This is a genomic window from Sorangium sp. So ce185 (assembly GCF_051526825.1).
Classification (GTDB): Bacteria; Myxococcota_A; Polyangia; order Polyangiales; family Polyangiaceae; genus Sorangium; species Sorangium cellulosum_D.
The window spans coordinates 13,202,004-13,215,763 of the sequence record NZ_CP150316.1; the positions used below are offsets into that span (position 1 = coordinate 13,202,004).

Annotated in this window: 6 protein-coding genes; all 6 read left to right on the forward strand. The window is 71.5% G+C overall.

The features are described from left to right. The first annotated feature begins 105 nt into the window (after positions 1-105). Entirely contained in the window at positions 106-4,059 is a 3,954-nt protein-coding gene (locus WMF26_RS48760) for a DUF6531 domain-containing protein (protein ID WP_437998279.1), read from the forward strand. A gap of 18 nt (positions 4,060-4,077) precedes the next feature. Continuing rightward, positions 4,078-4,758, forward strand: coding sequence for a hypothetical protein (locus WMF26_RS48765; protein ID WP_437998280.1), 681 nt, complete (start codon positions 4,078-4,080; stop codon positions 4,756-4,758). Between the two features lie 174 nt (positions 4,759-4,932). Then, the gene (locus tag WMF26_RS48770) at positions 4,933-7,365 is read left to right on the forward strand and encodes a type VI secretion system Vgr family protein (protein WP_437998281.1); all 2,433 of its coding nucleotides are present in this window, start codon (positions 4,933-4,935) and stop codon (positions 7,363-7,365) included. Positions 7,366-7,371: 6 nt separating this feature from the next. Beyond that, positions 7,372-8,925, forward strand: a complete 1,554-nt coding sequence (locus tag WMF26_RS48775) for a hypothetical protein (RefSeq protein WP_437998282.1) — start codon at positions 7,372-7,374, stop codon at positions 8,923-8,925. A 75-nt stretch (positions 8,926-9,000) separates the two neighbouring features. Then, the gene (locus WMF26_RS48780) at positions 9,001-11,955 is read left to right on the forward strand and encodes a hypothetical protein (RefSeq protein ID WP_437998283.1); all 2,955 of its coding nucleotides are present in this window, start codon (positions 9,001-9,003) and stop codon (positions 11,953-11,955) included. Further along, positions 11,952-13,550 (forward strand): hypothetical protein, encoded by a 1,599-nt coding sequence (locus tag WMF26_RS48785; protein ID WP_437998284.1) that lies wholly within the window; start codon positions 11,952-11,954, stop codon positions 13,548-13,550. Before WMF26_RS48780 ends, WMF26_RS48785 begins: the two co-directional genes overlap by 4 nt. Positions 13,551-13,760 lie beyond the last annotated feature (210 nt).

Here is a 13,760-nt window from a genome sequence, read left to right on the forward strand (position 1 = left end):
AAGATGGCTCCATGAGGGGTAATGGAGCGGCTTCACGGGGGAAGCCTGCATAGACGCGCCGGGCGTTGGGCGGCGCCTGCAGGCGCTTGAACGGGGACGCGACGCGTGTTCGAGGCAGCGAAATTCGGCGATCCGGTGCTCGGTGTCGACGTCCATATGGTGCTGGTGCCGGCTCCGCCCGCCCCCGCGCCGGTCCCGACGCCGTTGCCCCACCCTTTCATCGGGGTGGTGTTCGATCCGCTCGGCGCGGCGCTTGGCGCGGCCATCGGGGCCGTGTTCGGGGGCGGGGGCCCGGTGTTCATCAACATGATGCCCGTGGGAAATACCGGCACTGATGCGAAGGGGATCCCGCATCTGCCCACGCCTCCTGGCGTCTCGTTCGCGCCGAACGATATCCCGGACAACGCAGGCACGATCATCACGGGCAGCAAGACCGTCAGCATGGCGGGGGCGTCGGCTGGGCGGCTGACGTCGATGGTGATGACGTGCAACTTCCCGATCAACTTGCCGACCTCGGTGTGCATGGCCGTCCCGATGGGGGCGCCGGTGCTGGTGGGTGGACCGGATTCGTTCGATATCCTCGCGGCCGTCACCCGTGGCATTCGCACCAAGTGGTTCTCGGACTTCCTGCATCGCGTGACCAGGGCTGGTCCGAGGCTGTCCAGGGTCATCTGCTTCTTGACCGGACACCCCGTCGATGTCGTGACCGGCGAGGTGCTCGCGGACGCGGTGGACTTCGAGCTGCCCGGCCCGATCCCGCTGAAGTTCGAGAGGAACTACTACAGTCGCGATGTGGGGGACGGCCCGCTCGGCCCCGGCTGGCATCACCCGCTCGCCGCGTCGGCCGACGAGCGGGCCGACAGCGTGCGGGTGCGCCTGCCCGACGGGCGGGAGCGCACGCACGACGCCTTGCCGCCCGGCGGGTCGTTCTGGGACGACATCGACCGGTACACGCTCGAGCGGACGCAGCGAGGCTACCAGCTGACCTTCTGGGACGGCCGGCGCCTGCATTTCGAGTCGGTGCGAGGCGCTCCGGTGACGCACCCGCTCGTGAGGATCACCGATCGCTGCGAGAACGCTGTGGAGCTCCGTTACGAGGGCGGCCGGCTCCGCCAGGTCGTGGACAGCGTAGGCAGGGTGCTGGAGCTCGCCGTCGCGGAGGGGCGGCTCCGCTCCATCCGGATGCGCTGCCGAGAGGGGTGGATCGACCTCGTCGCGTACGAGTACGACGGAGAGGGGCGGCTCGCGGCGGCGCTCGATCCGATGAGGCGGCCGGTGCGGTACGCGTACAAGGGCGGCGTGCTGGTCCAGGAGACGAACCGGAATGGCCTGAGCTTCTACTTCGAGTACGACTGGTACCATCCGGACGGCTGGTGCGTCAGGACCTGGGGCGACGGCGGCATCTACGATCGACGGATCACGTACGACAAGCACCGCCACTTCACGGTGGTGGACGACTCGCGCGGCGGCCGGACGCTCTACCATGGAAACGCTGCGGGCCTCGTGGATCGCGAGGTCGATCCGACCGGGCGGGAGAAGCTGTACGAATGGGACTCGAGCTATCGAAAGGTCGCCGAGGTCGACGGGCTGGGTCACCGGACGGAGTGGGCCTACGACGCGCGTGGGAACCGGGTGCTGGAGCGCGACGCGCTCGGCCAGGAGACGCGATGGCGTTTCGATGAGCTGAACCTTCCGGTGGAGCGGGTCGACGCGGCGGGGGGCGTGTGGAGGCGTGAGTTCGACGCGCGGGGGAAGATCCGGAGGGCGGAGGATCCGCTCGGGAACGTGGCCCGTTTCAGGCACGATCGGCGGGGGAATCTGGTCTCCGTCGAGGACGCGAAGGGGCGGACGCTCGCGCTGCGCTACACGACGGCAGGCGAGCTCGCCGAGGCGATCGACTGGGAGGGGCACGCGACGCGCTACGAGGTGAACGCTCGAGGGAGCGTGGTCCGCCAGGTGAACGCGCTCGGCGGCGAGACGGCGGTCACGAGGGACGCGTGCGATCGGCCGGTCGCGGTGCGGCTGCCGGACGGCTCGGTGCTGCGGCTGGCGTACGACGGCGAGGGCAACCTGATCGAGCGCACGGATGGGCTCGGCAACACGACGCGCTTTCGGTACGAGGGGTTCAACAAGCTGGTCGAGCGGATCGACCCGGCGGGCGGGACGGTCCGGTACACGTACGACACGGAGGAGGACCTCGTCGGCGTGACGAACGAGCTTGGCGAGGAGTACGCGATCGACGTGGACCTCGCCGGCCGGGTGGTGCGGGAGCGTGGGTTCGACGGGCGCACGCTGGAGTTCCTGTACGATCGCGCGGGTCGGTGCGTCGAGACGGTGAACGGGCAGAGGAAGCGGACGAAGATCGAGCGCGACGCGCTCGGGCGCGCGACCAGGGTGGTCATTCCCAGGAAGCCGGTGATGGGCGACCCGATCCCCAAGGGGGAGGAGGTCGCGTATGGCTATGACGCGCTTGGCCGGTTGGTCCTGGCCGGGAACGGCGACGCGGAGGTGAGGTTCGTGCGCGACGCGCTCGGGCGCGTGATCGAGGAGCACGCTGGCGGGCGGACGATCGAGAGCCGGTACGACGCGGTCGGGAACCGGGTGGGGCGGCGGACGAGCCTGGGGCACGAGACCACGTACGATTACGATGGCAATGGGGATCTGCTCGGGCTGGTGTTCGGGCGGGACCCGAGGTGGAAGGATTTCACGCCGGAGTCGCTGGCCAAGGGCGGACCGGTGCGCGCGCCGTGGCAGGCGACGCTGAGGCGCGACGCGGCGGGGGGCGAGGTGGAGCGGGCGCTGCCGGGCGAGGTGGTGAGCTCCTGGGAGCGCGATGCCTCCGGGCGGCCCCGGGTGCATCGGACGGCGCGGGGTGGCGAGCCGCTGATGGGCACGGGGTATCGGTGGCGGTCGCACGATCAGATCGCGGGCCTCATCGATGTGCACGCCGGGCCGACGTGGTTCGAGCACGACGCCCGGTCGTACCTCGTGGCGGCCGCGCGGCCGGACGGGTCGGTGCAGCACCGGGCGCCGGATGCCGTGGGGAACGTGTACAGGAGCCCGGACCGGAGCGACAGGACGTATGGCCGGGGCGGGCGGCTGGAAGCAGCGGGGGGCGTGCGCTACGTGCACGACGACGACGGGCAGATCGTCGAGAAGGTGATGCCCGACGGGAAGCGGTGGCTGTATGCATGGGACCACGCGGGGCAGCTCCGCGAGGTCGTCCGGCCAGACGGGCAGCGGGTGACGTTCGGCTACGATGCGCTCGGTCGGCGGGTGCGGAAGACGGTCGGTGAGCGGACGACGACGTTCGTCTGGGATGGCAACGACCTGGTGCACGAGGTGACGGAGGGGGAGGCGCTCGTCACGTGGGAGTTCGAGCCGGGGACGTTCGCGCCGATCGCCAAGGTGGAGGGCGACAGGCGGTACGGGGTGGTGACGGATCATCTCGGGACGCCGGTCGCGCTGTTCGACGAGGGCGGGGAGATCGCCTGGAAGGCGCAGGTGGATTTGTACGGCGTGGCGCGAGAGGAGGTGGCGCGGACGGGGTGCCCGTGGCGGTGGCCGGGGCAGTACCAGGATGAGGAGACGGGGCTCTATTATAATCGGTTCCGGTACTATGATCGGGAAACGGGAAGATATATCAGCCCGGACCCGATTAGGCTAGCCGGTGGAATCGGTCTCTTCCAATACGTACAAGACATAAGCATTGCGTCCGATCCTCTTGGGCTGGTTGGGCTCCAAGGACCATTGCGACCCATCGCAAAACACCTTGCTCGCATTACTGGAAAATCCGTATGCGGCCAGACGGCAGATCATCAAGAGCGAGTTACTCAGGGTACGTACCAGCATTGGGCGAACGAGCTGGAGACATTTATTAATAGCCTATCCAGGGACATGCGAGGAAAATCGGAGCGGCAAATTCGCGCCCTCCTCAACAAACAAGGGGTAACCGAAGAAATGCTGCAGGAGCTGGAGACGGCTCGACAGCACGCGAACCAGATACTCAGTCAACAGAATATTGAAAAAATCATTGGACCACTTCTTCCGGGGATGTGAGCAAATACGATGGGTCCATTGTTGCAGGAAGTGTCGTCGAGTGTCGGTTCGCTCGTTCGCATGTCGCTCGAGCTGGACTCTTGGATCCGACATGTCCTCGGAGAAGAGGAACTCCTTGTATGGCACGTCGGCGAGCTACTTTGCGATCTTCGAGAAACAGAAATTCGCATAGCCGAGATGGCCGGCCGCCGAGAGCGTGCGATCGCTATTGACATGCTCCACGAACACTGCGCAGATATCTTGGATTATATTGTTCCGCATTGGCCACTCCATATAGCTCCACTACGCGAGCGGGTGGAGTTGTGTTGCCGCGACATGCTTGGAAACAGCGAGATTGGGCTTCCTTCCATGGCGTGCGACAGCTTGCTCGAGCACAACGACTCCGCGCTGGTGCCAACAGAGGGTATCGACGCGCTCGTCACGGCTGTCGATGACTTCAGGGTGTGGCTCAACCAAGAAGGCGTTTTGTTGTCTGCAACTCAGGCGATGCGCGGTCTCCTGGTGGATGTCAAATCGATTCATAAGATGCTTTTCCATATTCTGTCGCTGCGCAAGATCGACAAGCTGGGGCCATCCCTGCTCGCGTTTTCTGACAGCGTGGAGATCATGCTGGTTCGATGGAGTGAAGATACGGGGCATCTGCGCAGCTGGCTAAACGAGCGTGTGTTGGCGCACGAAGGTGTTGAAAATGACGAATGAAGATGGCGCACTTGGTGTAATGGGGAGATTTTGTGTGTTGCCTTGGGTAATTGTAAAATAAATGTCATGTCCGTTGATGTTGATGCGGCGATGTTTTGCTGTCAAAAATTGAGAATCAACAAAGCACGATCTCGTTGCCGACCCAGCAAACCCTAAGCGTAGGGCATCATAGCCATGACCACCCCCGACTTCACCTTCGCCTTCGAGGGCGCCGACGCGCCCGGCGGCCCCTGGGCGCACCTCCAGGTGGTCAGCTTCCAGGGCCGCGAGCAGATCTCCAGCCTCTACCGCTACGACATCACCCTCCTCGCCCGCGACCCTGCCCCCGAGGTCGACCCGCACGACCTCATCGGCGCGCGCGCCACCCTGCGCATCGCCACCCTCACACGGCCGGCCTACAAGCTCGTCCACGGCGTCCTCGCCGAGGCGGAGGAGCTCCACCCCGTGCCCGAAGGTATGCTCTATCGCGTGCTCCTCATGCCGTCGCTCGTCCGGGCGAACCACCGGACGCGCTGCCGCATCTTCCTGGAGAAGACCACGCGCGCCATCGTCGAGGCCGTCCTCCAGGGCGACCCGAGCCTGACGCTGGAGGACGCCGCCGCGGTGAAGGAGGACGACGGCGATGTCTCGAGCTTCTCCCCTCCAGCGGAGAAGTTCACCTGGCGCATCGACGACCCCTCGCGCATCGACGACGCGCACGTCAGGCCCTACTGCGTCCAGTACAACGAGAGCGACCTCGCCTTCGTGTCGCGCCTGCTCGAAGAGGAAGGCATCAGCTACCATTTCGAGAACGGCGCGGGCGCCTGCCTGCTCGTACTCTCCGACACCGACCAGGGCAAAGCGTGCCTCGATCCGTTCGAGCCGCTCGGCAGCCACGTCGCAGGCCGCGCGGTGACCAGCGTGAAGCTCGGCGCGAGGTTGCGCGAGAGAAAGGTGCGCCTCAGGGACTACGACTGGCGCAAACCAGCGCTCGCCCTGCTCGCAGAAGCCACGAGCGACAAGGAGGACCTGTTCGAGATCCGCTACCCCGGCGGCTTCTCCCACGACGCCCCCAGTCAGGGCGATCCCCTGGCCCAGGCGCGCCTCGATCGATACCGTACCGAGGCCGAGTACGCGGTGGGCGACGGGCTCGCCAGGGTGCTGTCGGCGGGCTCCGTCTTCCAGCTCGATCACGAAAAGGCCCGCTACGACGGCGAGTACCTCGTCACCAAGCTCGACGTCCGCGGCGAGCAGCAGGGCACGGTCACGCTTTCTGCGACTCCGTCATCCGTGCCCTTCTCGTGCTCGTTCGAGTGCGCCCGGCGCGGTAAGGGAGGCGCGCCCGCGGAGTCCCGCTTCCGGCCGCCGCGCGTGACCCCAAAGCCGCGGATCGTCGGCTCCCAGACGGCGTTCGTCACCACCGATCCGCGGTCCCAGGGGGCGGAGATCCATGTCGGCGGGCCTCCCGGCGCCGAGATCGGGTGCGTGCGGCTCAGGTTCCACTGGGACCTCGACGAGGAGCGCCTCGCCAAGGAGCCGAGCTCCTGCTGGGTACGAGTGAGCCAGGTGTTCGCCGGCGTCGGCGAGGGCGGCGTGTGGCACCCGCGCGTCGGCGTCGAGGTGATCGTGGATCACCTCGACGGCGATCCCGACAGGCCCCTCGTCACGGGCCGCGTCTACAACGGCGCGAACCGCCCGCCGGCCCCGGCCTCCGGGGCTGCGACCGTGAGCATGTTCAAGTCGTTCGCTAGCCCAGGCGCAGGCGTGCACAACGAGTTCGGCTTCGACGACACCGCGGGCAAGGAGCAGATCAAGATGCACGCCGGAAAAGACTGGAACAGCACCGTGGGACACGACCGCTCCGAGAAGGTGAGCAACGACAGCTCCTCGGACGTCGGCGTCAACCGAACGGAGTCGACCGGCGGTGATCGCGCCACCTCGGTCAAGGGGAACAACACCGAGAGCGTCGACGGAGATGAATCCGTCTCCGTCAAGGGCAGCCAGACCAGCTCCATCAGCGTCGACCAGAGCAGCAGCGTGGGCGCCAATCAGAGCCTGAGCGTCGGCGCCGATCGGACGGTGTCGGTCGGCGCCGATCAGTCCCTCTCGGTCGGAGCGAGCCAGACCACGTCGATCGCCGCCGACGACGCTCTCTCTGTCGGGGGGAATCGATCGATCTCCGTCTCGGGCAACCGGAGCGAGTCGGTGGGCGGTAACGCGGACCAGATCGTCGCCGGCAACAAGGCCGTCACGGTCTCGGGGAACGCCGAGGAGACCGTCTCTGGAAGCCGATCGGTGACCGTATCCGGGACGATGACGCACACGATCTCGGGCGCGGTCGAGCTGAGCGGGGCAGCGGACATCACGCAGACCGCCGGTGCAAACATCGCGACGTCGGCAGGTGCTAACGCCGGCGTTCAGGCCGGCGCCAACCTGAGCCTCATCGCCGCGGCCGAGGCCGCGCTGCAGGGCGCGAGCGTCCACGTGACCGCGAGCGGCGAGATCGTCCTCGGCGCCGGCGGCAGCGCCATCAAGATCAGCGGCAGCGGCGTCGAGATCACCGGCGGCGCCGTCAAGATCGCCGGCGGCACCGTGGATGTCACGGGCGGCATGGTCAAGATCAACTGAGGCCGTATGGACCCGATCACCCGAGCCTCCAAGGCGTTCCTCGCCGAGGCCGAGGCGTTCTGGCGCTCCGGCCGCGGCCCGATCTTGCCTGTCGTCGCGAGCCCGTCCGAGCGCGTCGAGGTGGCCAAGACCTTGAGGATCCAAGAGCTCGCCCCGGAGAACCGGCGGCCGTTGTTCCTTCATGAGGAGCCGTTCCTCGATCCGCGCGCTTACTTCGAAGGCCTGGCGCGCGCGATCTCGGAGGGCTACGAGCTCATCCGGCGGGGCGCGGAGGAAGAAGGGGTCTCGCTGCCCATCTTCGCGCCCGATGGAAGGCGAGCTGGCGAGCAGGCGGTCCTGCCGCTCGAGCGCGCCGTGCGCGCGCTCGAGCGCGCGGCGACGTTGCTCGGAGAGCGCCTCGACGGCGTGCTCCTGGCGCTCTTGCCGGGCCGGGTGGAGTGCGGATCCGGCTGGAGGGACAGCATCGCGGCGCTCCAGCGAACGCGCTTCTCGAAGCGCGTTCGGATCGCCGTGTGGAACCCGCCTGGAGGGCCGTTGAACGGCGTCCTCGGCGAGGACGGCGCACGCTTCCACGTCGATGCCGACGAGCTCGTGGACTTTCTCAAGCATCTCGGCGCCGCCAGCAGCGCAGGTCCGGCGATCCAGGGCCCCCCGCTGCCTACCGAGGAGCAGCAGCGTGCGCTGGAGGCGGCGGCCGGGCGCAGGCTCCCCTCGGTCGGCGCAGCGGCGCGGCTGCGTGCCTTCCTGCTCGGCGCAGGCCAAAAGACCGCGTCGCGCGATCCCCTCGGCGCGGCGGAGGACTACCGAAGAGCGCGCGAGCTGTGCAGGGCGGAGGGACTCGTGCTCGAAGAGCCGATGGTGCTCATCGCCCTCGGTGGGGCGTGCCTCGCGGCGAACACGGTGGATCTCGCCATCGAGAGCTATCGAAAGGCGGCACAGCTCGCCGAGGGCAGAGAGGCCTGGCCGGTCGTCTGCCAAGCCTGGCTCGGCGCGGGCGGCGCGTACTTCACGGCAAAGCGGTACACGCCTGCAGCGGTCGCATACCGCGCGTCGGCCAGCGCGGCCAAGAGGGGACGGATCTCCCTCCTCACGATCGAGGCCCTCCGCATGGCGGGCACGTGCTCTCTCCTCGACGGTCGCCGAGAGGACGCGGTGGCCGCATGGCAAGAGGCGGTCGACGCGGGCGCTGCGCTGGACGCGCCGATTCGCTGCGCCAGCACCTTTCCCCAGGTGGCCAGCGCGCTCGTGGAGCTTCTGCAGCGTGTCGGCCTGCGGCTCCAGGCGGAGCACGTGCGAGCGCTCCTGGATGCGGCCGTGCACCCGTCGGCCGATCTCCACGGGGTCTCGGCGGAGTCGGATCGGTCCGTGGCACAGGCCGGCCGAGGTGTGCGGGAACCGCCGCAGCGGGCGGAGCCACCGCCCGAGCGCGAGGAAGGCGCGGCCTTGCAGGACCCTGACGAGCTCGAACCGCTGGAGACCAGGACGGCGCCGATCTCGCGCGTCCCGAGCGGTCCGGTCTTGCCCTTCCGCTCCACCAAGCAGGGGCCGGGCGCGGGCTAGCGCGCCGAGCTCCACGACGAGACTCCGGACGGCGCCCTGTAGCGGGGGCCCTTCGCTTCTGGCATGGTCGCCGCCATGCTCGTCCGCAGTGCTCTCCCCTCGGTTCGACGCGGCCCGCAGCGCGACGCAGGCCGCCCGCGCGGCGCCGCGCTCCGTCGCCGCGCGCCGGCGCTGCTCGGCGCCGCGCTCGCGCTGCTGCTCGGGTGCTCCGGCGCCGCGCAGGCCCCCGCCGCGCGGCCGGCGCGCGTCGTGAAGACGCCGCCCGCGCAGCCGAAGGCGCCGGAGGGGCCGCCGCTCCTGCCGGCCCAGGTGGTCGCGGAGCTCGAGGACGAGGACGCGACGCCCTACTTCGCCCGGCGCGGCGACGAGGCGCTCCTGCTCTACGCGGCGGGCGGCAGGTGGAGGACCCGCGTCATCGGCGCCGACGGCGCGCCGCGGGGGGACGTCGTCGACGCCGGGCCGGCCGCCGCCGACGTGCCCGTCGCCGCGCTCCGCGCCGGGCCGCAGGGCTACATCGCCGCGTGGATCGAGCAGATCGGGGGGAGCCGCGCGGTGCGCGCGCTCGCGCTCGACCCGGCCGGCAAGCCGGTCGCCCCGGCGAGCGCGGTCGCGCAGACGGCCGAGGAGATCACGTGGCTCGACGTGCTCCCGAACGCGAAGGGGGCGCTCGTGCTGTGGGAGATGCCGCGCGAGGACCGCGTCGACGTGGTCATGACCGTCCTCGCGCAGGACAAGGGCGCCGCGATCAAGCCGACGGCGCCCGCGTCGGTCGCGCGCGAGGTGCTCGGGTGGAACGCGGTCGCCACCAAGCGCGGCGCGGCGGTCGCCCTCGTGCTCCCGCCGGCCGCGCCGCCGCCCAGGGCCCAGGGCAAGGCCGCGCGCAAGGCGGACGCGGAGGACGCCGGCGAGGCCGCGAAGCTCGGCTCCGTCTCGCTCCTGGAGATCGACGCGGCCGGGAAGGTCTCGGCGCCGGTGGCCGTCAGCCCCGAGCCGACCGCGCAGATCGATCTCGAGATCGCCGAGGTCGGCGGGCGCTACCTGCTCACCTGGACCGACGAGCGGGACATCGACAGCGCCGTGTACCTCGCGGCGGCCGAGCCGGGCGGCAAGGTGGTCGTCGCGCCGCGGCAGGCGACGCCGCCGTCCGGCGAGCAGGCGCTCGTGTCGCTCGTCGCGCCGCCCGCCGGGGCGGGCGGGCGGGCGCTGCTCGCGTGGGAGGACGTCTTGCGCCCCCGCGGCGGCGATGGCGGCGCGGAGGTCGGCGGGGCGGGGCGCCTCATCCACCTGGCGTCGGTCGGACCGGACGGCGCGCTGGGTGCGGAGCGGGCGGCGCTCGTCTTCAGCGCGAGCGGGCCGCCGGACCTCACGGCCGACGGCGACGGCTTCGCCGCGGTGACGCTCGCGCCGGCGACGCTCAAGGCCGCCCGCGACGCGGCGGCCGCGCCGCCGATCTGGCCGACCTTCGTGCGCTTCGGCCCGGATCTCTCGGTGCGGGCGGCGGAGCCGGTGCGCGCCGCGCCGTTCGCGGCGACGGGCGGCGTGCCGTACCTCGTGCGCGGGCTGAGCTGCCACAAGGGCGCGTGCGTGACGCTGGCGAGCGCGGCGGCCGGGGCCGGCGCGCAGCAGGGCGGCGCGCAGCAGGGCGGCGCCGCCAGGGCGGCGGGCGCGGCGGGCGCGGCGGGCGCGCGGGCGCCGCTCGCGCTCGTGTCGCTGCCGGTGCGGGAGAGCGCGTGGCGCGCGCCCGCGTTCCGGGAGGACCGGGATCCGCCGCCGCGCGCGACCGCGGTGCGCGCGCTCGCCGAGGGCGACCCGCTCGCCAAGGTGGCGGCCGCCGAGCTCGAGGGCGGCGCGGCGCTCGCGGCGTGGGTCACGTACTTCGTGGAGGGGGCGTCGGACGGCGCGCCCCGCGGGCAGGACCTGTCGGCGACGCTGGCGGTGCGCGCCGCGTCGCCCGGCGGCCTCGGCAAGCTGAACGTCCTCTCGCAGAAGGCGTCGTCGCTCGGCGGCGTCGCCATCGCGACGGCGCCGCCGGCGCCGGCCGATCCGAAGGGCAAGGGCGGCGCGGCGCAGGCCGAGAGCGTGATCGCGTGGGTCGCGCGCGAGCGGGGCGAGACGCAGGTCTACGTCACCAAGGTCGACGCGACCGGCGCGAAGCTCGCGCAGAAGAAGCTCACCACGGCCCCGCGGAAGAAGCAGGGCGGCGCCGCGAGCGAGGCGTCCGACGTGGCGATCGCCTATGACGGCGCGGGCGGCTTCATCGTCGCGTGGGTCGACACGCGCGACGGCAACGCCGAGGTGTACGCGGCGCGGGTGGACCGCGCGCTGAACCGGACGGCGCCGGACCGGCGCATCACGAACGCGCCGCTCGACGCGGCCGAGGTGCAGATCGCGGTGCGCGGCCAGGAGGCGTGGCTCGTCTGGTCGGACGCGCGGCCGGCGGGCGACGCGGCCGCGGCCGGCGCGGCGGGCGGCGAGGCGACCGGCGACGTGTTCTTCGCGCGGCTCGACGCGAAGACGCTGCAGCGGATCGGCGACGAGGCGCGGCTCCACGCGTCGCCCGAGCATTCGCGCAGCCCGGTGCTCGCGCCGCACGAGGGCGGGGTCCTCGTCGGCTGGGTCGACGAGCCTGCAGGCGACGGCGCGGCGGCCGGCGGCGGGGGCGCGGCCGGCGGGGCGGGCGGGCGCGCGCGGCTGGTGTGGCTCGACAACGGCGGCGCGATGCAGGGCCCGCCGGTGACGATCGACGGTCCGGACGGCGCCTCGGTGTCGTCGATCGCGCTCGCGTGCGACAAGGCCTGCCGCGGCGTGCTCGCGTCGGCGCCGGGGGACTCGGTGGCGCTGAGCGCCTTCACGCTGGCGCCCGGCGAGGCGGCGGCGCCGCCCCTGAAGCCGCTGGCGTGGCTGACGGGCAGCGCGTCGCGGGACGTGTCGCCGGCGCTCGCGGGGCGGTCCGGCGCGTCGCTGTTCTTTGCGGACGACGCGGTGAGCGGCTCGGGGCGCGTCCGGTGGATGACGATCGCATGGCCGTGAGCGGCGCGGGTCGGGCTCGCCCGGGGCGCGCCGCGCCGGCGCGCGCGGGCGCGCTCCTCCTGGGGGTGCTGGCCTCGGCGCTCGGCTGCCCCGGGCCGCCGGAGGTGCCGGCGCCGCCGTCGCGCCGGCCTGGCGCGGCGGTCCTGCCGGCCTGCAAGGGCGGCGGCTGCTCGCAGGCGGGGGCGCTGCTCGAGGCCGCGCGGGCGTTCAGCGACGTGCGGCACGACTACCTGCTCGACACCTCGAGCGCGATGGTGCCGGGCCGCGGGCTGTCGCGGAGCGCGGCGGGGGCGTTCTCGCCGGTCGGCGTCGCCTGCGCCCAGCCGAAGGCGGCGGCGACGCCTGCGCTGGCGGTCGCGGGCGCGACGTCGGCGCCGGGCGCGACGTCGGCGCCGGGCGCGACGGCGGCGCCGGGCGCCACGGCCTCCGCGGCGGCGCAGGGCGGGCCGGCGCCTGGCGAGGGCGAGCGCGCGATCGACTTCCGCTACGTGGGCATCGCCGTCGACTCGGTCCTCGTGGGGGCCGACGTCGATCTGCCGGCGTACTTCAGCGCCGGCGGGACGCTCGACAAGCGCCGGCTGCGGCTGGTCGCGATGGCGCTGGTCGCGGACGAGGACCCGCAGTTCTTCGAGCCGACCGAGAGCGTCGTGCCGGCGTCGGGCGGCGGCTGCGCTTGCGGCCGCGCGACACACTTCATCGGGGCGGTGAAGCGCGGCGCGATGGTCGCCTACGAGACGGACGTGACCGCCGGCGAGGCGCACGGCACGGCGATCGGCCTGTTCAAGGCCCGGATCGAGGCGGGGGACCGCCGCGTCACGATGACCTCGGTGGGGGAGCTGGCCATCGAGGGCGTCGAGGGCGCGCCGGTGGCGGGCGCGAAGGGCGGCGGGCAGGCGTTCGGCGCGCTGCGCCTCGAGGTGAAGAAGGCGGTGCCGCTGGCGTACGCGATCTACCCGGTGGCGGACGTGTGCCGTTTCTCGCTCGCCGAGCCGGAGATCACGCCGCAGCCGGTCGATCTCGGCGTGGTGCCGTACGGCGCCGCCGGGACGGCGCAGGCGCTCCTCACGAACCGCGCGCAGGTCGACATCCGGGTGACGCACGGCGAGCGCACGGTCGAGGTCCCCGCGCACGGGAGCGCGGAGCTCACGTTCTCGTGGGCGCCGGAGGGCGCGACGGCCGGCTGCGAGCGGCAGACGCGGCGCGACACGTTCGTCGTGCAGCCCAAGGACGCGGCCTCCCCGGTGGTGCCGCGCGAGCGCGCGGTCGTGGTGCCGCTCCAGGTCACGACGGGGATGCCGACCTTCTCGAAGCACGAGCCGATCGCGACCGAGACCGGGCGGTCGCCGGACTACGGGCGGGCGAGCGTCGACTGGACGTGCCCGGCCGGGTACGTCGTGGACCAGTGCGAGCCGCAGCTGTCGAGCTGCCTGTCGTCGACGGGGAGCTGCAACGCGGAGGGCTACCGGCTGACGGCCGAGGCGACCGCGGACGGGCGCGGGTGCGCGTTCCGGTGCACGGGGCCGAGCTCCTCGATCTGGGGCGACCACGGGTGCGCCTACACGGCGGCGATGGTGTGCCGGCTGGGGTGCAAGTAGGGGCGGGAACCGAGCGGCGCTGGTTCCTCAGGTGCGCCGGGCTCGGCCGGGTGTCGTGGAGGACGTAGCGGGAAGTGCCTGGGGCTTCACCGGAGGTGGTGGAGGACGTAGCGGGAAGTGCCTGGGGCTTCACCGGAGGTGGTGGAGGACGTAGCGGGAAGTGGCTGGGGCTTCACCGGAGGTGGCGGAGGACGTAGCGGGAAGTGGCTG

Bases quoted from the DNA above. Each gene is read 5' to 3' on its own strand.
- WMF26_RS48770 (WP_437998281.1), top strand. From the start codon at position 4,933: ATGACCACCCCCGACTTCACCTTCGCCTTCGAGGGCGCCGACGCGCCC.
- WMF26_RS48780 (WP_437998283.1), top strand. From the start codon at position 9,001: ATGCTCGTCCGCAGTGCTCTCCCCTCGGTTCGACGCGGCCCGCAGCGC.
- WMF26_RS48775 (WP_437998282.1), top strand. From the start codon at position 7,372: ATGGACCCGATCACCCGAGCCTCCAAGGCGTTCCTCGCCGAGGCCGAG.